Origin of the sequence: Actinocatenispora thailandica (genome assembly GCF_016865425.1) — a bacterium.
GTDB classification, from domain to species: Bacteria; Actinomycetota; Actinomycetes; order Mycobacteriales; family Micromonosporaceae; genus Actinocatenispora; species Actinocatenispora thailandica.
This window is the reverse complement of the sequence record NZ_AP023355.1, coordinates 3,105,310-3,129,626: the sequence shown is the minus strand read 5'-3', so window position 1 is coordinate 3,129,626 and position 24,317 is coordinate 3,105,310. Positions and strand designations below refer to the sequence as shown.

Genomic DNA, 24,317 nt, shown 5'->3' with positions numbered 1-24,317 from the left:
CCCGGCGTCACCTCGGCCAGGTGGCCGGCGTGTCCGAGCACCGCGAACCGGACACGCCAACGGCGCCGCATCCGCCCCGGACCAGCGGGAGGGATGCGACGCCGTGAAGGTGGCGACTCGCCGTCAGGCCTCGTTGGTGGGCTCGGCGGTGAGCAGGCCGGCGTTGATCTCCCGAAGTGAGATCGACAGCGCCTTCTCCTGCGGGGTGGTCTCGACCAGCGGCCCGACGTACTCCAACAGGCCCTCGCCGAGCTGCGAGTAGTACGCGTTGATCTGGCGGGCGCGCTTGGCGCCGAAGATGACCAGGGCGTACTTCGACGGCGTCTTCTCGAGCAGCTCGTCGATCGGGGGGTTGGTGATTCCTTCGGGACTGGCCACGGTTCCGGACACGCGGATCGACCTCAATGCCTGCGATCGTTGGGTGGGCGGCGACAGTGTCACATGTCGACCGATGCCGACTGGGCGGCGACTGACACCATTGTGAACGACCGATGGTAGCAACAGGTTGTGACCAACGGCGAGGCAACTGCGGGTCGGCGTTCGCTTTCTGTGACCGAGGACACGAAGTGGCCGGTCAGCCGCGGTGCGTCGCGGACGCGGTCGGATCCAGCAGCGCGACCAGCTCGTCGGCCGCCTGGTCGATCGAGTGGTTGACGATCGTCACGTCGAACTCCGGCTCGGCGGCCAGCTCCTCGCGGGCCAGCCGCAGCCGGCGCTGGATGGTCTGCTCGTCCTCGGTGCCCCGGCCGACCAGCCGGCGGACCAGCTCGTCCCAGCTCGGTGGGGCCAGGAACACCAGCCTGGCCTGCGGCATCGCGGCCCGCACCTGGCGGGCGCCCTGCAGGTCGATCTCCAGCAGCGCCGGCAGCCCGGCCGCCAGCCGTTGCTCCACCGGGCCACGCGGGGTGCCGTAGCAGTTGCCGGCATACTCCGCCCACTCGAGCAGTTCGCCGGCGGCCACCATCCGGTCGAACTCGGCCCGGTCGGCGAAGTGGTAGTGCCGGCCGTCGACCTCACCGGGTCGCGGCGGGCGGGTGGTCACCGACACCGACAGCCACACGTCCGGATATCGCTGCCGGACGCGCGCGTACACACTGCCCTTGCCGACCCCGGATGGACCGGACAGGACGGTGAGGAACGCGGGATGCGGCGCGGCGGCGCGGTCAACGGTCACTGCTTGTTTCTACCGAACGTGCTCCAGGCACGTGCAGGGAACTCCGGCGCCAGTGGCATCCGGCGCCCCGCGTGCCGGTGTCGGGATGCTGCGAGGGTCGAACTGCTCTGAGGGTGTGTCGGTCAACCGCACCGACACACCCTCAACTTACCTACTCGGCAGCGCTGAACTCGGCGAGCAGCGAAGAACGCTGGTGCTCGCCGAGGCCACGAAGCCGACGGCTGTCCGCGATGTGCAGCCGCTCCATGATCTGAGCGGCGCGCACCTTGCCGATACCGGGCAGCGCCTCGAGCACCGCCGACACCTTCAGCTTGCCGACGACCTCATCGGTGTCGGCCTGCTTGAGAACGTCGGCGAGGCTCGTGTCCCCCCGCTTGAGCTTGTCCTTCAGCTCAGCGCGGGCCTTGCGCGCGGCAGCCGCTTTCTCCAGCGCGGCAGCACGCTGCTCAGGGGTGAGCGACGGGAGCGGCACGAAGGTCTCCTTGGGTTGCGTGTGTGATGAAACGAAACGGATGAACTACCAGCGCGGGAAACCTAGCGGGCAATCGCACCAGGAAGCAACGCCGGCACGCGCGAGCGGTACCCGCTAAATGGTGTCATCGATGTCACAATCTTGCGGAACAACTCACGCGCTTCGACCCAGCACGCTAGCGCATGATCGCCAGACCGTGTTGGCGGAGATACGCAACGCGTCGATTGACGGTCCGTTTTGTAGTATTTCGCGGGAGTATGCGGGCAGGACCAGCGGCAACGCCGGGCCGAACAGGTCGGCCAGGTCCTCCGGCCGGCCACCCTGCGCACCCAGGCCAGGTGCCAGCAACGGCCCGTTCACCTTCGCCAGATCGTGACCGATTCCGCCCGCCGCGGTCGCCCCGACCACCGCCCCGAGCGACCCGAACGGGGTGGCACCGATGTTGCGGGCGGCCAGCTCGTCCAGGATCGTGCCGGCCACGGTACGGCCGTCCGCGGCCACTGCCCGCTGCACCGCGGCGCCCTCCGGGTTCGAGGTCAGCGCCAGCACGAACACGCCCTTACCGTGCGCCGCAGCCTGGTCGAACATCGGCGCGAGCGACCCGAACCCGAGGTACGGGCTGGCGGTCACCGCGTCGCCGGCGAGCGGGCTGGCAGGGTTCAGGTAGGCGTCGGCGTAGGCGGCGACGGTCGAGCCGATGTCGCCGCGCTTGGCGTCCACCAGCACCAGCGCGCCGGCCGCCCGCGCCTCCGCGATCACCGTCTCCAGCACCGCGACGCCGCGGGAACCGTGCCGTTCGAAGAACGCCGACTGCGGTTTGAGCACCGCGACCCGGTCGGCGAGCGCCTCCACGACGGTACGGGCGAACCGGTCCAGACCGGCCGGGTCGTCGCCCAGGCCCCAGGCGGACAGCAGCCCGGGATGCGGGTCGATGCCGACGCACAGCGCCGGCCGGGCGGCACCGGCGGCGGCCAGCCGGGCGGCGAACGAGCTGTCTACATCGGTCATCGCGGCTCCTGACTGCTGGTTGCGGGCACCCGCGGCCGGTACACCGTCTGGCCGACCGCGCGGTTGATCTGGCGGACCAGCTCCGGCCCGCGGTAGATGAAGCCGGTGTAGAGCTGGACCAGGCTGGCACCGGCGTCCAGCATCCGCAGCGCGCCGTGCGCATCGAGGATGCCGCCCACGCCGATCACCGGCAACCGGCCGCCGGTCTCACCGTGCACGAACCGGACCAGCCGCACCGCACGTTCGTGCAACGGCCGGCCCGACAACCCGCCCGGCTCGGCACCGGTGGCCGAATCGGTGCCGGCCAGGCCGTCGCGTGCGAGCGTCGTGTTCGTGGCGATGACGCCGGCGACCCCGGCGTCCGTGCAGACCTGCAGCAGTTCGGCCAGTGCCGGCTCCGTCAGGTCCGGCGACACCTTCACCAGCAGCGGGCGGGGTGGCCCGCCCGCGGCCAGCAGGCGGGACTCGGCGGACAGCGCCGTCAGCAGCTCGGTGAGCGCCCCGGCGTCCTGCAACGTCCGCAGCCCCGGGGTGTTCGGCGAGGACACGTTGATCGCGAAGTAGTCGCCGTGCGCGTACAGGGTGCGCAGCGAGACCAGGTAGTCCTCGACCGCCGCGGACAGCGGCGTCACCTTCGACTTGCCGATGCTGACGCCCAGCGGCACCGGCAGCCGCCCCAGCGTGGCCAGCCTGGACGCCAGCGCCGCGGCACCGGCGTTGTTGAAACCCATCCGGTTGATCAGCGCCTCCGAGGCCGGCAGCCGGAACAGCCGCGGCCGTGGGTTGCCCGGTTGCGGGTACCGGGTGACCGTGCCGACCTCGACGAACCCGAAGCCGAGCGCCGGCCACGCCGGCAGCGCGATGCCGTCCTTGTCCAACCCGGCGGCGAGCCCCACCGGGTTGGGGAACCGCAGGCCGAACAGTTCCACCGGGGTCGCCCGGGCGTGTTTGCGGTAGCGGGCGGTCGCGGCCCACAGCGCGGTGAGCCGGGCCGACCCGCCGCCGAGCCCGGCCAGCGCCCGCAGCGTCGCGGTGTGCGCCACCTCCGCGTCCCCGCCGCCCAGCCGGAACAGCGCCGGGCGCAGCAGCTGCCGGTACATCAGGCGCCGCGCCCGGTGGCGTGCAGCGCCTGCAACGGCCGCACCGTCATCTCGCCGCGGATCAGCGCCTCGATGCCCATGATCGCCGCCGACGCGCCCTGCACCGTGGTGATGCACGGGGTGTCGGTGGTGACCGCCGCGCTGCGGATCTCGTACCCGTCGACGCGCGGCCCGGACCCGTGCGGCGTGTTGATCACCAGTGCCACCCCGCCGGACTCGATCAGCTCGACCGCGTTCGGACCGGCGTCACCGGCCGGGTCCTCGAAGTGCTTGCGCACCACCCGGGTGGCGATCCCGTGCCGGCGCAGCACCTGCGCGGTGCCGGCGGTGGCGACGATCTCGAAGCCCAGGTCGGCGAGCCGCTTCACCGGGAAGATCAGCGCCCGCTTGTCCCGGTTCGCGGCGGAGACGAACACGGTGCCCGAGGTCGGCAGCGACCCGTAGACGGCGGCCTGGGACTTGGCGAACGCGTGGCCGAAGCTGGTGTCGATGCCCATCACCTCGCCGGTGGACTTCATCTCCGGCCCGAGCAGCGAGTCGACGCCGCGGCCCTCCAGGGTGCGGAACCGCTTGAACGGCAGCACCGCCTCCTTCACCGCGACCGGCGCGTCGGCGGGCAGCACGGCGTTGTCCCCGGTCGCCGGCAGCATGCCCTCGCCGCGCAACTGCTCGATGGTGGCGCCCAGCATGATCCGGGCCGCCGCCTTCGCCAGCGACACCCCGGTCGCCTTCGACACGAACGGCACCGTCCGGCTGGCCCGCGGGTTGGCCTCCAGCACGTACAGCTGGTCGTCCTTCAGCGCGTACTGCACGTTGAGCAGCCCGCGCACCCCGACGCCGTGCGCGATCGCCTCGGTGTAGCGGCGGACCTGCTCGATGTCCGAGGCGCCGAGGGTGATCGGCGGCAGCGCGCAGGACGAGTCACCGGAGTGCACCCCGGCCTCCTCGATGTGCTCCATCACGCCGCCCAGGAACACCTGCCCGCCGTCGCACAGCGCGTCGACGTCGATCTCGATCGCGTCGTCCAGGAACCGGTCCACCAGTACCGGGTGCTCCGGCGAGGCCTCCGTGGCGCGCTCGATGTAGCCGCGCAGGGTGGCCTCGTCGTAGACGATCTCCATGCCCCGCCCGCCCAACACGTAGGACGGGCGCACCAGCACCGGATAGCCGATCTCGTCGGCGATCTGCTTCGCCTCCTCGAACGAGGTGGCGGTGCCGTACTGCGGGGCGGTCAGGCCGGCGTCGGTCAGCAGCTTGCCGAACAGTCCGCGGTCCTCCGCCGCGTCGATGCTCGCCGGGCTGGTGCCGACCACCGGTACCCCGGCGTCGGCGAGCCGCCGCGCCAGCCCCAGCGGCGTCTGGCCGCCCAGCTGCACGACCACCCCGACCACCCCCGGGCCGCCGGCCGCCTTGCCGGACGAGTCCTCGGCGTGCACGACCTCCAGCACGTCCTCGAAGGTCAGCGGCTCGAAGTAGAGCCGGTCGGCGGTGTCGTAGTCGGTCGACACCGTCTCCGGGTTGCAGTTGACCATGACCGTCTCGTAGCCGCCGTCGCCGGCGGCCGGGTCGCGCAGCGCCATCACCGCGTGCACGCACGAGTAGTCGAACTCGATGCCCTGCCCGATCCGGTTCGGCCCGGACCCGAGGATCAGCACCTTCGGCCGCGCCGACGGCGCCACCTCGGTCTCCGCGGCCGGATCGGTCTCGTACGCCGAGTAGTGGTAGGGCGTCGTCGCGGCGAACTCGGCCGCGCAGGTGTCCACCGTCTTGTACACCGGGCGCACCCCGAGGCGGTGTCGCAACCGGCGCACGCCGTCCTCGCCGGCCAGCTCCGGGCGCAGCGCGGCGAGCTGCCGGTCGGACAGCCCGGCCCGCTTGGCCCGGCGCAGCAGCGCCGCGTCCAGCACCGCCGCCTCGGTGATCTCGGCGCGCAACTCGACCAGCGCCGCGACCTGGTCGACGAACCACGGGTCCATCCCGGACGCCTCGCACACCTGCGGCACGCTGGCGCCGGCGCGCAGCGCGCGCTCCACCGTGTACAGCCGGCCGTCGTGCGGGGTGCGCAGCGCGGTGAGCAGCTCCTCGGCGCTCGCCGGTGCGCCGTCGTGGGTCCAGAAACCGACGGCTTTGGTCTCCATCGACCGCATCGCCTTGTTCAGCGCCTCGCCGAAGCTGCGGCCCAGCGACATCGCCTCGCCGACCGACTTCATCGTCGTGGTCAGCTCCGGATCGGCGCCGGGGAACTTCTCGAAGGTGAACCGCGGGATCTTGACCACCACGTAGTCCAGCGCCGGCTCGAACGCCGCCGGCGTCGCCTTCGTGATGTCGTTCGGGATCTCGTCCAGGGTGTAGCCGACGGCCAGCTTCGCGGCGATCTTCGCGATCGGGAAGCCGGTGGCCTTCGACGCCAGCGCCGAGGAGCGCGACACCCGCGGGTTCATCTCGATCACGATCATCCGACCGTCGACCGGGTTGACCGCGAACTGGATGTTGCAGCCGCCGGTGTCCACCCCGACCTTGCGCAGTACCGCGATCGCGAGGTCGCGCATCTGCTGGTACTCCCGGTCGGTCAGCGTCATCGCCGGCGCCACGGTGACCGAGTCGCCGGTGTGCACGCCCATCGGGTCGACGTTCTCGATGGAGCAGACGATCACGACGTTGTCGTTGCGGTCGCGCATCAGCTCCAGCTCGTACTCCTTCCAGCCGAGCACGCTTTCCTCGATGAGCACCTCGGTGGTGGGGCTCGCGGCCAGCCCCGCGCCGGCGATGCGCTCCAGCTGCTCGGGATCGTGCGCCATGCCGGACCCCAGGCCGCCCATCGTGAAGCTGGGCCGGATCACCACCGGCAGGCCGAGTTCGGCGACGGTGGCCCGGACCTCGTCCATCGAGTGGCACACCGCGCTGCGCGGCACGTCCCCGCCGACCTCCCGGACCACCTGCTTGAACTTCTCCCGGTCCTCGCCCCGGCCGATCGCCTCGATGTCGGCGCCGATCAGCTCGACCCCGTGCTTGGCCAGGATGCCCTGCTCGTCCAGGGCGACCGCGGTGTTGAGCGCGGTCTGGCCGCCGAGCGTGGCGAGCAGCGCGTCGATCGGATGCCCGTTCGCCGCCTCGGCGGTGATCACCTGCTCGATGAAGTCCGTGGTGATCGGCTCGACGTAGGTGGCGTCGGCGAACTCCGGGTCGGTCATGATGGTCGCCGGGTTCGAGTTGACCAGCGTGACCCGCAGCCCCTCGGCCCGCAGCACCCGGCACGCCTGGGTGCCGGAGTAGTCGAACTCGCACGCCTGGCCGATCACGATCGGCCCGGAGCCGATCACCAGCACGTGTCGGATGTCGGTGCGCCTAGGCATTCGCCGGCCCCCCTTGCGTTGCGGTGGCCGGTCGCGCCTGCCCCTCGATCAATGTGGTGAACCTGTCGAACAGGTAGTCGGCGTCGTGTGGTCCAGCCGCCGCCTCCGGGTGGTACTGCACCGAGAACGCCGCGGTGCGCTCGCCGTCGGTGACCCGCAGCCCCTCGACCACGTCGTCGTTGAGGCACACGTGACTGACCTCGACCCGGCCGTACTCGGTGTCGGTCGCGCTCTCCCGCGGTGCGTCGACGGCGAAGCCGTGGTTGTGCGCGGTGACCTCGACCTTGCCGGTCGTCCGGTCCTGCACCGGCTGGTTGATGCCGTGGTGGCCGTAGGCCAGCTTGTAGGTGCCGAAGCCGAGCGCGCGGCCGAGGATCTGGTTGCCGAAGCAGATGCCGAAGATCGGCACCTTGCGGGCCAGCAGCGCCCGGGTCAGCTCGACCTGCTCGTCGGCGGTGGCCGGGTCGCCCGGGCCGTTGGACAAGAAGACCGCGTCCGCGCCGGTGGCCAGCACGTCGTCGAGCGTGGCGGTGGCTGGCAACACGTGCGTGGTCACGCCGCGGGCGGCCAGCCGGCGCGGCGTGTTGCGCTTGATGCCGAGATCCAGCGCCGCCACCGTGAACCGGTGCGGGCCCTCGGCGGCCACCGAGTACGGCTGCGCCGTGGTGACCTCGCCGACCAGGTTGGCGCCGACCATCTGCGGCGCCGCCCGTACCTTCGCCAGCAGCGCCGCCGGGTCGGTGTCCAGGCTGGACACGCCGACCCGCATCGCGCCGCGTTCGCGCAGGTGGCGGGTGAGTGCCCGGGTGTCGATGCCGGCGATGCCCACGACCCCCTGCTCGACCAGCCGGTCGGCGAGCGAGCCGGTGGCCCGCCAGTTCGAGGCGATCCGGGCCGGGTCGCGCGCCACGTAGCCGGCCAGCCACATCCGGTCGGACTCGGCGTCCTCGCCGTTCACTCCGGTGTTGCCGATGTGCGGCGCGGTCATCGCGACGATCTGGCCGCGGTACGACGGATCGGTCAGCGTCTCCTGGTAGCCGGTCATGCCGGTGTTGAACACCGCCTCGCCGAACGTCTCCCCCCGGGCGCCGAACGCCTCGCCGGTGAAGGTACGGCCGTCCTCCAGGACCAGGATCGCGGTCTTGTCTGTACTCATCGACGTTCCTCCCTCGTCGGCACGTCGGCGGGGCACCACGCACGATGCCGATGATTCGCTCGCTGACGCTCGCTCACTGTTGTGCCTTCCCGTCCAACACGGTCGGCGTGCCGGCGAGGAACGTCGCCACCACGCGGCCCGGCAGGGTGCGCCCCGAGTACGGGGTGTTGCGGCTGCCCGAGGCGAGTTCGCCCGGCTCCACCGTCACCCGGGCCGCCGGATCGACCAGCGTCAGGTTCGCCGGGGCCCCCGGGGCGGGGTCGCGGCCGTGCTCGGCCAGTCCGGCGATGCGCGCCGGCCGTCGGCTCATCCGTTCCGCGAGGCCGTCCCAGTCGAGCCGACCGGGCGCGAGGTCGACCGCGCCGGCGGAACCCGGCTCGAACATGGTGTCCAGGACCACCGGCAGGGCGGTCTGCAGGCCGAGCATGCCGGGCCGCGCGTACGGCCACTCGCACTCCTTGTCCTCGACGGTGTGCGGGGCATGATCGGTGGCCACCACGTCGACCACGCCCTCGGCCAGCGCGGCGCGCAGCGCGGCAACGTCGGCGTCGGTACGCAGCGGCGGGTTGACCTTGAACACCGGGTCGTAGCTCTCCGCCAGCGCGTCGGTCAGCAGCAGGTGGTGCGGGGTGACCTCGGCGGTGACCCGGATCCCGCGGGCCTTGGCCCAGCGCAGGATCTCCACGCTGCCCGCGGTGGACACGTGGCAGATGTGCAGCCGGGCGCCGACGTGCTCGGCGAGCAGCACGTCGCGGGCGATGATCGCCTCCTCGGCGACCGCCGGCCAGCCGGTCAACCCCAGCCGCGCCGACCACTCGCCCTCGTGCAGCTGGGCGCCGGCGGTCAGCCGCGGCTCCTCGGCGTGCTGCGCGATCACCCCGTCGAACGCCTTGACGTACTCCAGGGCGCGGCGCATCAGCCGCGGGTCGGACACACAGTTGCCGTCGTCGGAGAAGATCCGGACCGCGGCGGCCGAGTCGGCCATCGCGCCCAGCTCGGCCAGCCGTTCACCGGCGAGGCCGACGGTGACCGCGCCGATCGGCTGGACGTGCACCAGCCCGGCGTCCCGGCCCAGCCGGTACACCTGCTCGACCACGCCGGCGGTGTCGGCCACCGGGTCGGTGTTGGCCATCGCGCACACCGCGGTGTACCCGCCGAGCGCCGCCGCCCGGGAGCCGGACTCGACGGTCTCGGCGTCCTCCCGGCCCGGCTCGCGCAGGTGGGTGTGCAGGTCGACCAGGCCCGGCAGGGCCACCAGACCGTCCGCGTCGATGCGGGTCGCACCCGGCGCGTCGGCGCCGGGGGCGACCTCGGTGACCACTCCGTCGGTGATCACGATGTCGGTCTTCTCGGTGCCCAGGATCCGGGCACCGGTCAGCACGAAGCTGCTCACGACTTTCCCCCCAGCAGCAGGTAGAGCACGGCCATCCGGACGCTGACCCCGTTGGCCACCTGTTCGACGATCGTCGCCCGGGCGGAGTCGGCGACCTCCGGGGCGATCTCCATTCCGCGGTTCATCGGGCCCGGGTGCATCACGATCGCGTGCTCGGGCAGCCGCCCCGCCCGCGCGACGTCCAGGCCGTAGCGCCGGGCGTACTCCCGGGCCGACGGGAAGTACGAGTCGTTCATCCGCTCGCGCTGCACCCGCAGCATCATCACCACGTCGACGTCGGCGAGTACCGCGTCCAGGTCGTAGCCGACCGCGCACGGCCAGCAGCCGACCCCGACCGGCAGCAGCGTCGGCGGGCTGACCAGGGTGACCTTCGCACCCAGGGTGGCCAGCAGCAGCACGTTGGACCGGGCGACCCGGCTGTGCAGCACGTCACCGACGATCGCCACCCGCAACCCTTCGAGGGTGCCCAACCGGGACCGCATCGTGTACGCGTCGAGCAGCGCCTGGGTGGGGTGCTCGTGGGTGCCGTCGCCGGCGTTGACGACGCTGCCGTCGACCCACCGGGCCAACCGGTGCGGGGCGCCGGAGGCCGAGTGCCGGATCACCACCGCGTCGGCACCCATCGCCTGCAGGGTCAGCGCGGTGTCCTTGAGCGACTCGCCCTTCGAGACGCTGGAGCCCTTGGCGGAGAAGTTGATCACGTCCGCGGACAGCCGTTTCGCCGCCACCTCGAACGAGGTGCGGGTGCGCGTCGAGTCCTCGTAGAACAGGTTCACCACGGTGCGGCCGCGCAGCGTCGGCAGCTTCTTCACCTCGCGGCCGGCGACGGTGGCCATCTCGGTGGCGGTATCGAGTACCAGGGTGGCGGTGGCGCGGTCCAGATCGGCCGCGCTGAGCAGGTGGGTGATCATCGGCGCTCCCCTCCGGCGGCCGGTACGGTGTCCTCGCTCGGGCCGGCGAGCAGCACCGCGTCGGCGCCGTCGACCTCGCGCAACAGCACCCGGACGCTCTCGGCCAGCGAGGTGGGCAGGTTCTTGCCGACGTAGTCGGCGCGGATCGGCAGCTGCCGGTGGCCCCGGTCGACCAGCACCGCGAGCTGCACCTGGCTGGGTCGGCCGAGGTCGTTCAGCGCGTCCAGCGCAGCCCGGACGGTGCGGCCGGAGAACAGCACGTCGTCGGCGAGGATGACCCGCTTGCCGTCGATACCGCCGGGCGGCAGGTCGGTCGGGCCGACCGCGCGGGTGCGCTGTAGCCGCAGGTCGTCGCGGTAGAGCGTGACATCGAGGGTGCCGACCGGCACCTGCACGCCTTCGAAGGCGGCGATCCGGTCGGCCAGCCGGGCGGCGAGCGGGACACCCCGGGTCGGGATGCCGAGCAGTACCGTGTCGGTGGCGCCGCGGGTCTTCTCCAGGATCTGGTGGGCGATCCGGGCGGTGATGCGGGACAGATCCGATCCGGTCAGGATCGGTCGATGATTTCCGGGATCGGCCGCTTCGGCGGAATCCAACCGGTTCGCGGCATCATGATCCGGCCGGCCTTCGGGCAGGCCGGCGGGTGGTGCGGTCATACTCCAGACTCCTTCCCCGCCTCACCGGACGGGCCTTAAAGGACGCCATACGCGCGCTCAACAGTACCAACACTCAAATTGACGCAAGTTTTCGGGTGACCAGCACTTGACCGACCGTCGCCCTTCCGAATACCGTCACGCTCCGTAGCGATTGCTGGGGAGAGACCTCGGCCATGTGAGTGGGAGTCAGCGCATGCCGTCTGAGTACGCGAAGTCCCTCGGCGCCCGACTGCGCGCCATCCGCCAACAGCAGGGGCTGTCCCTGCAGGGGGTGGAGGAGAAGTCGGGCGGCCGCTGGAAGGCAGTGGTGGTCGGTTCGTACGAGCGTGGGGACCGCGCCGTCACTGTGGCTCGGCTGGCCGAGCTGGCCGACTTCTACCGGGTTCCGGTAGCGGAGCTGCTGCCCGACGGCGGCGGCACCCGGCAGGAGTCGGCCGGCAAGATCGTCCTGGACCTGGAGCAGCTGTACGAGCACACCGCCGACGAGCTGGCGCCCGTCGCCCGGTACGCGCGGGCCATCCAGCAGCAGCGCGGCGACTACAACGGCCGGGTGCTGTCGATTCGGGCCGACGACCTGCGGGCGCTGGCCATCGTGTACGACACCTCGCCGTCCGGCCTGGTGGAGCGCTTCACCGAGCTGGGGGTGCTGGTCGCCGACCCGCGCGCCCTGTTCGGCGGCTGAGCCTGCCGGGGACGCCGCGCCGGCCTGGTCTGTCCACTGGACCGCGCCGAGGGCCCGGCCCGTGTGCGGAAGCACGCGATGCCGGGCCCCGGCCCCACCAGGGATCGAATCAGGCTCGGCTCGCTCGTGTCCCTCGAGCGCATGGTGCACACAGCGCATGATGAAGGCGCCCGCGATCGCGGGCGCCTTCATCATGCGCTCAGCTCCGGGTGTGCAGGACCTCGGCGATGCGGGCCAGCAGGCCGTTGACGAACTTGGGCGACTCGTCCGTGGACAGCGCGGTGGCCAGCTCGATCGCCTCGCTGATGGCCACCGCGTCGTCGATGTCGTCGCGGTGCGCCAGCTCCACGATCGCCACCCGGGCGATATTGCGGTCCACCGCGGGCATCCGGGACAGCGACCAGCCCTGCGCGTACGTCGCGATCAGGTGGTCGATCTCCTCGGCGTGCTGCTGGTACCCCTCGACCAGGGTCACGGTGTAGGCGCGGACCGGCGGCTCGGCCCATTCGACCCGGCGGCGCAGCACCGCGAGCGGATCCTCACCGCGCAGGTCGGCCTCGTACAGCACGTCGAGGGCGCGCTTGCGGGCCTTGGTGCGGGTGGACATGCCCGCCGAGGTCGCCGGGTCGGATTCGGTCACCGTCGTCACGCTCAGACCCGGCCGAGGTAACGGCCGTCGCGGGTGTCGACCTTGATCTTGTCGCCGATGTTGACGAACAACGGCACCGGCACGCTGGCCCCGGTCGCCACCTCGGCCGGCTTGGTACCGCCGGTGGAGCGGTCACCCTGCATGCCCGGCTCGGTGTAGGTGACCTCGACCTCGATCGAGGTGGGCAGCTCGATGTAGAGCGCGGTGCCCTCGTGGAAGCCGATCGTGACCTCGGCGTTGTCCAGCAGGTACTTCGCGGCGTCACCGACGGTGTTGCCGGGCACGTTGATCTGGTCGTAGTTCTCCGAGTCCATGAACACGAAGTCCTCACCGTCCGCGTACAGGTACTGCATGGTGCGCTTGTCGACGGTGGCGGTTTCGACCTTGGTGCCGGCGTTGAACGTCTTGTCCACGACCTTGCCGTTGAGCACGTTCTTCAGCGTGGTACGCACGAACGCACCGCCCTTGCCGGGCTTGACGTGCTGGAACTCCACGACGGTCCACAGCTGCCCGTCCAGGTTGAGAACCAGGCCGTTCTTCAGGTCATTCGTGGTGGCCATACGCTTGAAAGTCTCTTTCGTCTCGAATGCCGGGAACTCCGGCGGGATGGGTTGCGGCGGGCTTGGTACAGCAAACCCTGGGAAGTCTACCGAGCGGCTGGTGGCCCGCCGCGGCCCCCGACTCGACCGTAAGGGTCGATCGGGGCATGATCGCGACGATGGATCGTAAGGAGGACCGATGACACAGCCGCAGGCGGCGTCCGACGAGCCCGGTAGCGCGGCCGGTGAGGCAGGTCCCGTGCCGCCGGCCCGCACCCGACGGACCGTGACCGCACCGGCCGAACTCGTCTGGCGTGCCTTCACCGACCCGAACGCGCTGGCCGGCTGGTTCTGGCCGCGCCGGCTCGCGCCCCGGGTCACCGCCGACGCGCGCAAGGGCGGCCGGTACCGCATCGTCGGCGCCGCGTCCCGCAGCATGACCACCGCCGTCAGCGGCGAGTACCTGCGGGTCGACGAGCCGACCCTGCTGGAGTTCACCTGGTGCTGGGAAGGCGCCGACGAGACGGCCACCGTCACGGTACGGCTGGCGCCGGCCGACGACGGCACCGAGCTGGACGTGGAGCACGCCGGCTGCGTCGACGAGGAGGACCGGGCGGCCCAGGAACGCGGCTGGCGCGACTGCCTGGACCGGCTGCCGGACTGGCTCGCCGCCGCGCAGCGCGCCGGCTGAGCACGCCACCCCCGGCCGGCGGCCGGCCCGGCGTGCCGGCCGCTCGCGGTCACGCCCGGCGCGGCGTGCCCGGCCTGCCCGGCCGCGACGCGACGCGGGCAGCGGGCAGCCTGGGCCACGCCGGCAGGCCGGCGTTCAGCGCGGCCGGGCGGCCAGGTGGCGCAGCGCCAGCCGGTAGCCGTCCAGGCCCAGGCCGCAGATCACCCCGGTCGCGATCGGCGAGATCAGCGAGGTGTGCCGGAACGCCTCCCGGGCGTGCACGTTCGACAGGTGCACCTCGATCAGCGGGCCGGTCAGCATCGCGCAGGCGTCCCGGACCGCCACCGAGTAGTGCGTCCAGGCGGCCGGGTTGAGCACCACCGCGGCGCCGGCATCGGCCGCCTCGTGCAGGAAGCCGAGCATCTCGTGTTCGGCGTCGGTCTGCCGCACCGTCACCGCCAACCCCAGCTCGCTGCCGGTGGCCTCGCACGCGGCGACCAGCGCCGGGTAGCTCTCGGTGCCGTACACGTCCGGTTCGCGATGGCCGAGCCGGCCCAGGTTCGGCCCGTTCAACACGTCCACCCGCCGCGTCGCCGCGTTCACCGGCCCCACCTCTCCGGCGCCGCGCCGCCGCGACACCAGCACCCCGGGCGCGCTCGCCGCTCGGTCACCGATCCTCCTCCGGTACGCAGACGTCCAGATAGGTGGCGCGCAGCTCGGGCTCGGTCAGGTCGGCCACCACGACCGGCTCGGCCAGCCCGGCCAGCAGCACGAACCGCAGCGTGCCGCCCTGCGCCTTCTTGTCCAACCGCATCGCCGGGAGCAGCGCGTCGAACGCGTCCGCCCGGTACCGGGTGGGCAGGCCGACCGAGGACAGCACCGCGGCGTGCCGGTCGGCGGTGGCGGCATCGAGCATGCCGCGACGGCGGGCCAGCTGCGCCGCGTACACCAGGCCGACCGAGACCGCGTGGCCGTGCCGCCAGCGGTACCCCTCGTGCCGCTCGATCGCGTGGCCGAGAGTGTGCCCGTAGTTGAGAATGATGCGCCGACCGGACTCGCGCAGGTCCTCGCCGACCACGTCCGCCTTGACCCGCACCGACCGTTCGACCAGCTCGCGCAGTACCGGGCCGGCCGGGTCGGTGGCCGCGGCCGGATCGGCCTCGACCAGTTCCAGGATCCGCGGGTCGGCGATGAACCCGCACTTGATCACCTCGGCCATGCCGCCGGTCAGTTCCTCGGCGTCGAGGGTGGCCAGGGTGGCGAGATCGCACAGCACGGCGGCGGGCGGGTGGAACGCCCCGACGAGGTTCTTGCCGGCGGCCGTGTTCACCCCGGTCTTGCCGCCGATCGCCGCGTCGACCATGCCGAGCAGGCTGGTCGGTACCTGGACCAGCCGCACCCCGCGCAGCCAGCAGGCCGCGACGAACCCGGCCAGGTCGGTCACCGCTCCCCCGCCGACACCCACCACCGCGTCGGTTCGGGTGAACCCGGCGCGGCCCAGCTGCGCCCAGCACTGCTCGGCCACCGCGACGCTCTTGCCGTGTTCGGCGTCGGGCACCTCGATGCGCAGCGGCTTGAGCCCGGAGGCGGCCAGCACCTCGGCGAGCCGGTCCACCAGAGCGGCCAGCGGCGGCGCGAACACCAGCGCGACCTGTTCGGCACCGGGCAGGGCGTCCGGCAGCGTGTCGAGCAGCTCGCTGCCGACGAGCACCTCGTACGGCGCCGGGCCGGCCACCTTGATCCGGGTGGTCGGCGCGGTCATGGCTGGGCCCGCAGGTCGCTCAGGGCGGCCAGCACCGTCTCGGTGACCTGCTCGGCGTCGATCCGGTCGGTGGGCACCACCACGTCGGCGACCTCCTCGTAGAGCGGGCGACGCTCGGCGAGCAGCTGCCGCATCGTCGCGCGGGGGTTGATGGCAAGCAGTGGCCGGGCCGCCGACAGCCCGGTGCGTTTCGCGGCGTCGGGCAGCTCGACCGACAGGTACACCACCAGGTGGGCCAGCAGCAGCTCACGGGTGGCCCCGGCCAGCACCGCGCCGCCGCCGAGCGCGAGCACGCCGCGCCGGGTGGCCAGCGCCTCGGCGACCGCGGCCCGCTCCAGCGAACGGAAGTGCTCCTCGCCGTCGTCGACGAAGATGTCCGAGATCGGTTTGCCCGCGGCACGTTCGATCTGCTCGTCGGTGTCGGCGAACTCGACGCCGAGCCGGGCGGCGAGCAGCCTGCCCACCGTGGTCTTGCCCGCGCCGGGGGCGCCGACCAGCACGCACACCGGCCGGTCGACACCCGGTACGCCGGCCGGTTCGGGTGCGGTCGACGCCCCGCCGGCGAGGTCCGCGGCTGGGGTCACGAGATCACCAGTTCCTTCCGGTAGGCGGCGACGTTGCGGCGCAGCTCGGTCACCGAGTCGCCGCCGAACTTCTCCACCGCGGCGTCCGCCAGCACCAGCGCCACCATCGCCTCGGCGACCACCGCGCCGGCCGGAACGGCGCACACGTCGGAGCGCTGGTTGATCGCGGTGGCCGGCTCGCCGGTGGCCACGTCGACGGTGGACAGCGCCCGGTTGAGCGACGAGATCGGCTTGAGCGCGGCGCGCACCCGCAGCGGCTCGCCGATCGACATGCCACCCTCGACTCCGCCGGCCCGGTTGGTGCGGCGCCGCACGCCCTCCTCGGTCGGGTCCATCTCGTCGTGCGCCACCGAACCCCGGCTGCGGGCCTGGGCGAACCCGTCGCCGACCTCCACCCCCTTGACCGCCTGGATCGACATCAGGGCGGCGGCGAGCCGGGCATCGAGGCGCCGGTCCCACTGCACGTGGGTGCCGAGACCGGGCGGCAGCCCGTACGCGACGACCTCGACGATCCCGCCGAGCGTGTCGGCGTCCTTGCGGGCGGCGTCCACCTCGGCCACCATCGCCGCCGACGCCGCCGCGTCCAGGCAGCGCATCGGATCGGCGTCGATGCCGGCGGCATCGTCCGGGGTGGGCAGCCGGTCGGTGGGCGCGGCGACCGCGCCGATCTCCACCACGTGCGAGACCAGCCGCACCCCGAGCGCCTGGTCCAGCAGCGCCTTCGCGACGGTACCCAGCGCCACCCGGGCGGCGGTCTCCCGGGCGCTGGCGCGTTCCAGGATCGGCCGGGCGTCGGTGTGCCCGTACTTCTGCATGCCGGCAAGGTCGGCGTGGCCGGGGCGAGGCCGGCTCAGCGGCGCGTTGCGCGCCTGGCCGGCGAGCTCCGCCTCGTTCACCGGGTCGGCGCTCATCACCTGCTGCCACTTGGGCCACTCGGTGTTCCCGACCCGCACGGCGAACGGGCTGCCCAGGGTACGCCCGTGCCGCAGCCCGCCGATCACCTCCACGGCGTCCTGTTCGAACTTCATCCGCGCGCCCCGGCCGTACCCCAGGCGGCGGCGGGCCAGCTCGGACGCGATTTCGGCACTGGTCAGCTCGACCCCGGCCGGCACACCCTCCAGGATGCCGACCAGAGCGGGCCCGTGCGATTCCCCGGCAGTCAACCAACGCAACACAACCAGAGAGTCTGTCACGGACCGCGTTCGTGGCGGTGACCAGAGGCGTACCGGTCCCGCAGGGCGGGCCGCCGGCGGCCCCGGCAGCGCCTCCGGGACGGCCGAGCCGGGCCGGGGCGGCCAGGAACGCGGGTCAGAACGCCAGATATCCGGCGGCGAGCCAGTCCCCGGCCAGTACCGCGGTCAGCGCACCGGCGAGCATGGCCGGGCCGAACGGGATGCGGGTGCGCAACCCGGCCCGCCGCGAGGCGAGCAGCAGCAGCGCGTACCCGCCGCCGTAGCCGAAACCGAGGACCACGCCGACCGCGAGCGTCGACCAGGACAGCCAGCCCAGCGCGAGGCCGAGCAGGCCGGCCAGCTTCACGTCGCCGAACCCCAGTTGCGAACCGGGTGCGAGACACAGCAGCAGATAGAGCCCGGCCGCGGCGACCGCGCCGATGCCCGCCCGGAGCAGCTCCGCGGCGCCCGGGCCGCCGTCGATCGCGCTGGCCACCGCGAGCAGCGCCGCGACCACCGGGTAGGCCGGCAGGGTGATCGCATCGGGCAGCCGGCGCAGGTCCGCGTCGATGACGCACAGCAGCACCCCGGCCGCCGCGAGCACCAGGAACGCGGGCAGCCCGTACCGCCGGACCGGGTCGGGGACCAGCCCGACCGCGACGCCGCCGAACGCCACCGCGGTCAGCAGGCACATCACGGCGGTGCGCCGGCCGCCGGCGTTGACCCCCGGCAACCGGGCCGCGGTCGCGGCCAGCGCCGGACCGACCGCGGCACCGGCGGCGGCACACCCCAACGCCGCCAGCGAGACGGTCAGCACCCGATCGCCTCAGCCGGCAGCGGACGACAGCGCGGCGCGCATCGCCCCGGTCGGCGCAGCCACCCCGGTGAACTGTTCGAACTGGCGAACCGCCTGGGCGAGCAGCAGTTCCAGACCACCGACCACCCGGGCGCCGGCCACGCCGGCGGCGGCGGCCAGCACGGTAGGCCACGGTGAGTACAGCACGTCGAAGACGGTAGCGTCGCTCCGCCACCGCACCGTGGCCGCGAACGCGTCGGCGGCGCCGGCCGGCAGCGTGGACAGCACCAGGTCGGCGCGAGCGGCCGGTTCGGGATCGGCGAACCCCGCGTGCCGCAACTCCAGCCCCAGCTGCTCGGCGGCGGCGCGCAGCTCGGCCACCGCGGCGGACCGGCGGGCGTACACCGTGACACCGGTGGCGCCGAGCTTCGCCGCGGCGTACAGCCCGGCCCGGGCGGTGCCACCGGCGCCGAGGATCGCGACCCGCTCGGCCGCGGCGGTACCGGCCCGCGCGAGCGCGTCGACCAGGCCCGGCGCGTCGGTGTTGTCGGCGCGCCAGGTACCACCGGACAGCACCAGCGTGTTCGCCGCACCGAGCAGCCGTGCGGTGTCGCTCACCTCGTCGGCCACCCGCAGCGCGACCTGCTTGAGCGGCATCGTCAGCGACAGGCCGGCCCACTCCGGGCCCAGGCCGGCGACGAACGTGGCCAGCTGGTCGGCCTCGACGCGGTGCGCCTCGTAGCGCCAGTCGGCCAGCCCGGCCGCCGCATAGCCCGCGTTGTGGATCAGCGGCGACAGCGAGTGCTGCACCGGACTGCCCAGCACCGCGGCCCGGTGCCGTACCACGCGTCGAGCGGGTGCCGCGGCGGACGGCGCCGGGTGCGACGGCGAAGCGCTCACCCGGCCCCGTTCTCCTTCGCCTTCTGCTCGTTGGCCCGCTGCTCGTCGTAGGTCACCGCGAATGCCGACTTGCCCGACTTGTCGATCCGGACGAAGTACTCCCACTTGCCGTCCGCGGGATGCGCGGCGGCCTTCATCGCCGTCGCACCCGGGCTGTCGATCGGCCCCGGCGGCAGCCCGGCATGGACGTGGGTGGAGTACGGGTTGCTCGTATCGTTGAGCTCGGCCCTGGTCAGCTGGCTGGAGTCCTTCGCGCCCTTGCCCTTCAGGTCCAACCAGTAGTTGGTCGTCGAGTCGAACTGCAGCTTCTGCAGCCACGGCTGGGCGGTGTCGCCCAGCCGGTTGTAGACCACCCGGGTCACCTTCGGCATGTCGGAGTTGATGGCCTCCGCCTGCGCGAGCGAAGCCACGATCAACGCCTCGTACGGGGAGATGCCCTTCGGCCGGTCCAGCCCGCTGTCCGCAGCCGCCTTCTTGAAGTGGGAGACCATCTCGGTCAGCGCGTCCTTGGCGGTCGTGCCCGGGTCGAACAGGTACGTGTCCGGGTACAGGAAACCCTCGACCGTCTTCGCCGCGGACTTGTGGTCGTCGCGGTCGAACCAGCCCTTGTCGATGCCCAGCGCCGCCGGATCCTTCGCCGCCTTCTGCAGATCCGACAGTGGCAGCTTCAAGCCCTTGGAGAGCCGGCTCAGCGTCGCGTTCATGGTCAGGCCCTCGGGAATGGTCACCTTGGTGGCGATCCGGTTCTTCAGGTCCAGCAGTGCGGTGACCGCGAGCGACGCCTTCATCTGCTTGTGCAGCTTGTAGAACCCGGGCTGGATGCCGGTGGCGTTCGGGTTCTTGTTGGAGGCGTCCACGAACGCCTTCGCGCTCTTCACGACGTCCTTCTTGTACAGCGCGTTGGCCATGTCGCTCAGCCCGTCGCCGGTCTTGATCTGGACCTGGACCGAGCCGTGCCCGGCGCCGGAGTAGTCGGGCGCGACCAGGAACCCGCGCAGCGCGTGGTATCCGAGGTAACCGCCGCCGCCCAGCACCCCGAGCAGCACGACCACCAGGATCAGCGCGAACATCGACTTGCCGCGGCCCGACTTTCGTCGCCGGTGCCGGCCGGGGCGCATCGCGGCGTCGCCGTCGTCGTCGTACCCCAGGTCCAGCCCATCAAGCATCCGTCCGCCTCCGGTGCGCATCGAGCCACGACTGCAGGATCTCCACGGCGGCGGCCTGGTCGACCACCGCGCGGCGGCGCTTGCCGCGCACGCCACGATCGGACAGCCTACGGGTTGCCACCGCGGTGGACATCCGCTCGTCGGCGAACACGATCGGTACCGGCGCGACGCGGTCGGCCAACCGCGCCGCGTAGGCCCGCACGTCCCGCGCGGCGTAGCTTTCCTGACCACTCAGCGTGACCGGTAGGCCGACGACCACCTCCACAGGGTGATACTCGGCGACCAGATCGGCAAGCTCCGCCAGGTCTCCCGCGGCGGGTGTGTCGGCGTTCGGGCCGCGATCGCGCGGCACCGTGACCACCGGTGAGGCGAGCAGGCCGTCCGGGTCACAGCGGGCGACACCGATCCGGACGGTACCGACATCGACCGCCAACCGGACACCGCGCCAGAATTCAGAACGGTTCTGGTTCATGCCGGCACCGCCCCCGAACCGGCCGGCAGGGCACGGCTCGGGCCAGGGGCGGCCCGGTGTCTGCGCTCGGCGCCGGCCGGCATCTCAGGCGGGAACCGCCGCGGCGACCAGGTCCCGGATCGACGCCAGCAGCGCCGGCGCCTGCTCGGCCGGCACCCCACCGCCCTGCGCCAGGTCGTCGTTGCCGCCACCGCGGCCGGACAGCGCCGACTTCACCAGATCCTTCGCCGACAGGCCCTGCTCGCGGGCCGCCTTGTTGACCGCCACCACCAGCGACGCCTTCCCACCATTGGCCGCGGACACCGCGACCACGCCGGCGCGGCCCGCCGACAACCGGCCGCGGATCTCCTGGACCAGGGTGCGCACGTCACCGCTTGAGGCACCGCCCGGCGCCTCGGTGGCGACCAGCGCCACCCCGCGCACGTCCTCGGCGCCGGCGGCCAGGCCGCCGGCGTTGGCCAGCACCATCTGCGCCCGCAGCTTCTCCAGCTCCTTCTCCGCGTCGCGCAGCTGCGAGATCGTCTGCGCGACCCGGTCACCGACCTCCTCGGGCCGGGCCCGGAACGTGTCGGCCAGCTGCGAGACCAGCAGGTGCTCGCGGGCGAGGAAGTTGAACGCGTCGATGCCCACCAGCGCCTCGACCCGCCGCACCCCGGCACCGACCGACGCCTCGTGCAGGATCTTCACCACGCCCAGCTGACCGGACCGGGCCGCGTGGGTACCACCGCACAGTTCCCTCGCGTAGTCACCGACCTCGACGACCCGGACCTCGTCGCCGTACTTCTCGCCGAACAGCGCCATCGCACCGAGCTTGCGCGCCTCGGCCATCGAGGTCACGAACGCGTGCACTTCGAGGTCTGCCATCAGCACCTCGTTGACCTGCTGCTCGACATCGGTGAGCACGCTGGCCGGCACCGCGCCCGGGGTGTTGAAGTCGAACCGCAGCCGACCCGGCGCGTTCAGCGACCCGGCCTGGGTGGCCGACTCGCCGAGGAAGTTGCGGATCGTCTGGTGCACCAGGTGGGTGGCGGTGTGCGAACGCGAGATCGCCCGACGACGCCGGATGTCGATCTCGGCGAAACCCGTCTCACCGGTACGCACCTCGCCGCGCAGCACCTTCGCCCGGTGCACGACCAGCCCGGGCACCGGCTGCTGCACGTCGTAGACCTCGACCTCACCGCCGCCGAGCTGGATGCGCCCCCAGTCGGCCTGCTGGCCGCCACCCTCGGCGTAGAACGGGGTGGTGTCGAGCACCAGCTCGACCTCGTCGCCCTCGCCGGCACCGGCCAGCGGCGCACCGCCGGACAGCACCGCACGCACCGTCGACTCGCGCGAGACCTCCGCGTACCCGGTGAACTCGACGGCGCCACCGGCATCCAGCACGGCACGGTAGGCGGAAGTGTCGGCATGCCCGGTCTTGCGCGCCTGCGCATCGGCCTTCGCCCGGGTGCGCTGCTCGCTCATCAGCCGGCGGAAGCCGTCCTCGTCGACCGACAACCCCTGCTCGGCGGCGATCTCCAGGGTCAGGTCGATCGGGAACCCGTACGTGTCGTGCAGCTGGAACGCCTGCGCACCCGACAGCGTGCTGCCGCCGGCGGACTTCGTGTCGGTGATCGCGGTGTCCAGGATCGTGGTACCGGACTTCAGGGTGGCGAGGAACGCCTCCTCCTCGCCGTAGGCGTACTGCGAGATCCGGTCGAAGTCGGCCGCCAGCTCCGGGTACGACGGCGACATGCAGTCCCGCGCCACCGGCAGCAGCTCCGGCATCGCCGGCTGCTCGAAGCCCAGCAGCCGGATCGCGCGCACCGCCCGGCGCAGGATGCGGCGCAGCACGTACCCGCGGCCCTCGTTGGACGGAGTCACCCCGTCGCCGATGAGCATCAACCCGGTACGCACGTGGTCGGCGACCACCCGCAGCCGCACGTCGTCGGGGTGCGACTGGGCCGCGATGTGGCTGGTGGACACGCCGTATCGCTTGCCGGTCAGCTCCGCGGCGCGGTCCAGGATCGGCCACACCTCGTCGATCTCGAACAGGTTGTCGACGCCCTGCAGGTAGGCCGCCACCCGCTCCAGGCCCATCCCGGTGTCGATGTTCTTCGCCGGCAGGTCACCGAGGATCTCGAAGTTCTCCTTGCCGACCCCCGGACCCCGCTCGTACTGCATGAACACCAGGTTCCACAGCTCGACGTAGCGGTCCTCGTCGACGCTCGGGCCGCCCTCCGCGCCGTACTCCGGGCCGCGGTCGACGAAGATCTCCGAGCAGGGGCCGCACGGGCCGGGCACGCCCATCGACCAGAAGTTGTCGGCCTTGCCGCGCCGCTGGATCCGTTCGGCCGGCACCCCGGCCACCCGGCGCCAGATCTCGTACGCCTCGTCGTCGTCGACGTAGACGGTCGGCCACAGCTTGTCGCCGTCCAGACCGAGCCCGCCGTCCTCGACCGAGCCGGTCAGCAGCTCCCAGGCCAGCTTGACGGCGCCTTCCTTGAAGTAGTCGCCGAACGAGAAGTTGCCGTTCATCTGGAAGAACGTGCCGTGCCGGGAGGTCTTGCCGACCTCGTCGATGTCCGGGGTACGCACGCACTTCTGCACGCTGACCGCGCGCGGGAACGGCGGCGTCACCTGCCCCAGCAGGTACGGCTTGAACTGCACCATGCCGGCGTTGACGAACAGCAGGTTCGGGTCCTCGAACGGCAGCGGCGCGGACGGCACCACCGTGTGGTCGTTCTTCTCGAAATGCGCCAGGAACCGACGCTTGATCTCCGCGGTACGCATGGTGTTTCGCCTGCTCGCTTTCGTGTGCGGTGCTGCTGGGTGTCGGTCAGGTCAGCCGTGCGGCCGAGCGCTGCGATCCTGGCCCGCCGCGACGGCGTCGAGGATCTGCTCTTCGCGCTCGGCCATGGAAGCTCGCACGTCGGACACGAACGACCGAACCTCGTCCAGCGCGCCCACCGCCGAGGACTGCAACGACGCGGCGACGCCCTGCGGCGAGTACGCCTGCGCGGTCTGACTGATCTTGCGCACGGCGACGGCACCGACCGCGACGCCCAACCCCAGCCAGAACAGTCGCCGCATCACACGTCCCTTTCCCCGACTCCCGCCCCGACGGCCGGCCGCTTGGCCAGCACCCGCCGGAACAACGCGCGGCCGGCCGACGCCGGGATCGACCCCCGGCCCGTCGGCGCCGCGCTGGCCCTACGCTGCCTCACCAGCCTGCCACGCCCGCCCTGCCGGCCCGCACCGGACCGGGTCCCGCCGGTGCGACGGGCCGCGGTGGTCTTGCGCACGCCGTACCCGAACGCGGCGGCCTTGACCAGCGGGCTGCGGGTGGCGCCGGTGACGATCGTGGAGACCTCGGCGACGTTGCCGGACACCTGCGCCAGATGACCGCTGATCACATCCAACCGGGCCAACTGCGCGTTCACCCCGTCCAGCGAGGTGTGCACCTGCTCGACCGCGGTGCTCATCCCGTCCAGGGTGCGCTGCGCGTCGGACAGGATCGGACCGCTGCGATCGGCCAGCTCGGTCAACGCCCGGGTAGCCGCGTCCACGGTGTGCCGCAGTTTCAGGATCGGCACCAGCAACGCACCCACCAGCAGCACAAACGCCAGCGCCGCGATCAGCGCCGCGAGTTCGGTCCCGGACACCTGTTCCCCCTCGTTGCGATTCTCGCCGGACCGGATCGACCGGCGGCGTCGCCCCGGC

The 24,317-nt window shown here is 72.3% G+C and carries 24 protein-coding genes and 1 pseudogene; 2 read left to right on the top strand and 23 right to left on the bottom strand.

Annotated features, from left to right (window positions below):
• Positions 1-123: 123 nt before the first annotated feature.
• The 10 genes from rpoZ to pyrR all read right to left on the bottom strand — a co-directional run bounded on the left by rpoZ (position 124) and on the right by pyrR (position 11,223).
• On the bottom strand, positions 124-390 hold the full coding sequence (gene rpoZ, locus Athai_RS13860; protein ID WP_030447318.1) for a DNA-directed RNA polymerase subunit omega: 267 nt from the start codon (positions 388-390) through the stop codon (positions 124-126).
• Between the two features lie 184 nt (positions 391-574).
• Positions 575-1,174 carry a guanylate kinase gene (gmk, locus tag Athai_RS13855; protein ID WP_203961866.1) on the bottom strand — a complete coding sequence of 200 codons (600 nt, stop codon included), beginning with the start codon at positions 1,172-1,174 and terminating at the stop codon, positions 575-577.
• Positions 1,175-1,325: 151 nt separating this feature from the next.
• The gene (mihF, locus tag Athai_RS13850; RefSeq protein ID WP_203961865.1) at positions 1,326-1,646 is read right to left on the bottom strand and encodes an integration host factor, actinobacterial type; all 321 of its coding nucleotides are present in this window, start codon (positions 1,644-1,646) and stop codon (positions 1,326-1,328) included.
• A gap of 153 nt (positions 1,647-1,799) precedes the next feature.
• A complete protein-coding gene (pyrF, locus tag Athai_RS13845; RefSeq protein ID WP_203961864.1) occupies positions 1,800-2,654 on the bottom strand; it encodes an orotidine-5'-phosphate decarboxylase in 855 nt (284 codons plus the stop codon).
• Positions 2,651-3,757 carry a quinone-dependent dihydroorotate dehydrogenase gene (locus tag Athai_RS13840; RefSeq protein WP_203965671.1) on the bottom strand — a complete coding sequence of 369 codons (1,107 nt, stop codon included), beginning with the start codon at positions 3,755-3,757 and terminating at the stop codon, positions 2,651-2,653. The genes pyrF and Athai_RS13840 overlap by 4 nt, the downstream gene beginning before the upstream one ends.
• Positions 3,754-7,107: a carbamoyl-phosphate synthase large subunit gene (carB, locus tag Athai_RS13835; RefSeq protein WP_203961863.1), complete on the bottom strand. Its 3,354-nt coding sequence runs from the start codon at positions 7,105-7,107 to the stop codon at positions 3,754-3,756. Before carB ends, Athai_RS13840 begins: the two co-directional genes overlap by 4 nt.
• A complete protein-coding gene (gene carA, locus Athai_RS13830; protein WP_203961862.1) occupies positions 7,100-8,263 on the bottom strand; it encodes a glutamine-hydrolyzing carbamoyl-phosphate synthase small subunit in 1,164 nt (387 codons plus the stop codon). The genes carB and carA overlap by 8 nt, the downstream gene beginning before the upstream one ends.
• A gap of 73 nt (positions 8,264-8,336) precedes the next feature.
• Entirely contained in the window at positions 8,337-9,656 is a 1,320-nt protein-coding gene (locus Athai_RS13825) for a dihydroorotase (RefSeq protein ID WP_203961861.1), read from the bottom strand.
• Positions 9,653-10,567 (bottom strand): aspartate carbamoyltransferase catalytic subunit, encoded by a 915-nt coding sequence (locus Athai_RS13820; RefSeq protein WP_203961860.1) that lies wholly within the window; start codon positions 10,565-10,567, stop codon positions 9,653-9,655. The genes Athai_RS13825 and Athai_RS13820 overlap by 4 nt, the downstream gene beginning before the upstream one ends.
• Positions 10,564-11,223, bottom strand: a complete 660-nt coding sequence (gene pyrR, locus Athai_RS13815; protein ID WP_203961859.1) for a bifunctional pyr operon transcriptional regulator/uracil phosphoribosyltransferase PyrR — start codon at positions 11,221-11,223, stop codon at positions 10,564-10,566. The genes Athai_RS13820 and pyrR overlap by 4 nt, the downstream gene beginning before the upstream one ends.
• Before the next feature lie 193 nt (positions 11,224-11,416).
• Between pyrR and bldD the strand changes: the two genes are divergently transcribed.
• The gene (gene bldD, locus Athai_RS13810; RefSeq protein WP_030447328.1) at positions 11,417-11,905 is read left to right on the top strand and encodes a transcriptional regulator BldD; all 489 of its coding nucleotides are present in this window, start codon (positions 11,417-11,419) and stop codon (positions 11,903-11,905) included.
• Positions 11,906-12,104: 199 nt separating this feature from the next.
• Here the strand turns inward: bldD and nusB are convergent, their stop codons facing one another.
• Both nusB and efp read right to left on the bottom strand, forming a co-directional pair.
• Positions 12,105-12,512, bottom strand: a complete 408-nt coding sequence (gene nusB, locus Athai_RS13805) for a transcription antitermination factor NusB (RefSeq protein WP_203965669.1) — start codon at positions 12,510-12,512, stop codon at positions 12,105-12,107.
• Between the two features lie 44 nt (positions 12,513-12,556).
• Entirely contained in the window at positions 12,557-13,114 is a 558-nt protein-coding gene (efp, locus tag Athai_RS13800) for an elongation factor P (protein ID WP_203961858.1), read from the bottom strand.
• A 178-nt stretch (positions 13,115-13,292) separates the two neighbouring features.
• Here efp and Athai_RS13795 point away from each other — a divergent pair, with 178 nt between their 5' ends.
• Positions 13,293-13,784: an SRPBCC family protein gene (locus tag Athai_RS13795; RefSeq protein ID WP_203961857.1), complete on the top strand. Its 492-nt coding sequence runs from the start codon at positions 13,293-13,295 to the stop codon at positions 13,782-13,784.
• A gap of 135 nt (positions 13,785-13,919) precedes the next feature.
• Here Athai_RS13795 and aroQ read toward each other — a convergent pair whose 3' ends face one another.
• The 11 genes and pseudogenes from aroQ to Athai_RS13740 all read right to left on the bottom strand — a co-directional run.
• Positions 13,920-14,366: a type II 3-dehydroquinate dehydratase gene (gene aroQ, locus Athai_RS13790; RefSeq protein WP_239156919.1), complete on the bottom strand. Its 447-nt coding sequence runs from the start codon at positions 14,364-14,366 to the stop codon at positions 13,920-13,922.
• A 64-nt stretch (positions 14,367-14,430) separates the two neighbouring features.
• Positions 14,431-15,525, bottom strand: a complete 1,095-nt coding sequence (gene aroB, locus Athai_RS13785) for a 3-dehydroquinate synthase (RefSeq protein ID WP_203961856.1) — start codon at positions 15,523-15,525, stop codon at positions 14,431-14,433.
• Positions 15,522-16,031 (bottom strand): shikimate kinase, encoded by a 510-nt coding sequence (locus tag Athai_RS13780; protein WP_203965665.1) that lies wholly within the window; start codon positions 16,029-16,031, stop codon positions 15,522-15,524. The genes aroB and Athai_RS13780 overlap by 4 nt, the downstream gene beginning before the upstream one ends.
• A gap of 74 nt (positions 16,032-16,105) precedes the next feature.
• Complete coding sequence (aroC, locus tag Athai_RS13775; RefSeq protein ID WP_203961855.1) at positions 16,106-17,284, bottom strand: chorismate synthase; 1,179 nt, start codon at positions 17,282-17,284, stop codon at positions 16,106-16,108.
• Between the two features lie 133 nt (positions 17,285-17,417).
• The gene (locus Athai_RS13770; protein ID WP_203961854.1) at positions 17,418-18,098 is read right to left on the bottom strand and encodes a prepilin peptidase; all 681 of its coding nucleotides are present in this window, start codon (positions 18,096-18,098) and stop codon (positions 17,418-17,420) included.
• Positions 18,099-18,107: 9 nt separating this feature from the next.
• Positions 18,108-18,923, bottom strand: coding sequence for a shikimate dehydrogenase (locus Athai_RS13765; RefSeq protein ID WP_203965663.1), 816 nt, complete (start codon positions 18,921-18,923; stop codon positions 18,108-18,110).
• Positions 18,924-18,973: 50 nt separating this feature from the next.
• Positions 18,974-20,143, bottom strand: a complete 1,170-nt coding sequence (mltG, locus tag Athai_RS13760) for an endolytic transglycosylase MltG (protein ID WP_203961853.1) — start codon at positions 20,141-20,143, stop codon at positions 18,974-18,976.
• Positions 20,136-20,615, bottom strand: a complete 480-nt coding sequence (ruvX, locus tag Athai_RS13755) for a Holliday junction resolvase RuvX (protein WP_203961852.1) — start codon at positions 20,613-20,615, stop codon at positions 20,136-20,138. Before ruvX ends, mltG begins: the two co-directional genes overlap by 8 nt.
• Before the next feature lie 84 nt (positions 20,616-20,699).
• Positions 20,700-23,387, bottom strand: a complete 2,688-nt coding sequence (gene alaS, locus Athai_RS13750) for an alanine--tRNA ligase (RefSeq protein ID WP_203961851.1) — start codon at positions 23,385-23,387, stop codon at positions 20,700-20,702.
• Between the two features lie 51 nt (positions 23,388-23,438).
• Positions 23,439-23,687: a hypothetical protein gene (locus tag Athai_RS13745; RefSeq protein ID WP_203961850.1), complete on the bottom strand. Its 249-nt coding sequence runs from the start codon at positions 23,685-23,687 to the stop codon at positions 23,439-23,441.
• Positions 23,688-23,827: 140 nt separating this feature from the next.
• Positions 23,828-24,259 (bottom strand): annotated as a pseudogene (locus Athai_RS13740) (DUF948 domain-containing protein); the annotation flags it as partial.
• Positions 24,260-24,317: the final 58 nt, after the last annotated feature.

Excerpts from the sequence above, each read along its gene's own strand:
- pyrF (WP_203961864.1), bottom strand. The coding sequence starts at position 2,654 with ATGACCGATGTAGACAGCTCGTTCGCCGCCCGGCTGGCCGCCGCCGGT.
- carB (WP_203961863.1), bottom strand. The coding sequence starts at position 7,107 with ATGCCTAGGCGCACCGACATCCGACACGTGCTGGTGATCGGCTCCGGG.
- carA (WP_203961862.1), bottom strand. The coding sequence starts at position 8,263 with ATGAGTACAGACAAGACCGCGATCCTGGTCCTGGAGGACGGCCGTACC.
- Athai_RS13820 (WP_203961860.1), bottom strand. The coding sequence starts at position 10,567 with ATGATCACCCACCTGCTCAGCGCGGCCGATCTGGACCGCGCCACCGCC.
- pyrR (WP_203961859.1), bottom strand. The coding sequence starts at position 11,223 with ATGACCGCACCACCCGCCGGCCTGCCCGAAGGCCGGCCGGATCATGAT.
- bldD (WP_030447328.1), top strand. The coding sequence starts at position 11,417 with ATGCCGTCTGAGTACGCGAAGTCCCTCGGCGCCCGACTGCGCGCCATC.
- nusB (WP_203965669.1), bottom strand. The coding sequence starts at position 12,512 with ATGTCCACCCGCACCAAGGCCCGCAAGCGCGCCCTCGACGTGCTGTAC.
- efp (WP_203961858.1), bottom strand. The coding sequence starts at position 13,114 with ATGGCCACCACGAATGACCTGAAGAACGGCCTGGTTCTCAACCTGGAC.
- Athai_RS13795 (WP_203961857.1), top strand. The coding sequence starts at position 13,293 with ATGACACAGCCGCAGGCGGCGTCCGACGAGCCCGGTAGCGCGGCCGGT.
- aroB (WP_203961856.1), bottom strand. The coding sequence starts at position 15,525 with ATGACCGCGCCGACCACCCGGATCAAGGTGGCCGGCCCGGCGCCGTAC.
- mltG (WP_203961853.1), bottom strand. The coding sequence starts at position 20,143 with ATGCTTGATGGGCTGGACCTGGGGTACGACGACGACGGCGACGCCGCG.
- ruvX (WP_203961852.1), bottom strand. The coding sequence starts at position 20,615 with ATGAACCAGAACCGTTCTGAATTCTGGCGCGGTGTCCGGTTGGCGGTC.
- alaS (WP_203961851.1), bottom strand. The coding sequence starts at position 23,387 with ATGCGTACCGCGGAGATCAAGCGTCGGTTCCTGGCGCATTTCGAGAAG.
- Athai_RS13745 (WP_203961850.1), bottom strand. The coding sequence starts at position 23,687 with ATGCGGCGACTGTTCTGGCTGGGGTTGGGCGTCGCGGTCGGTGCCGTC.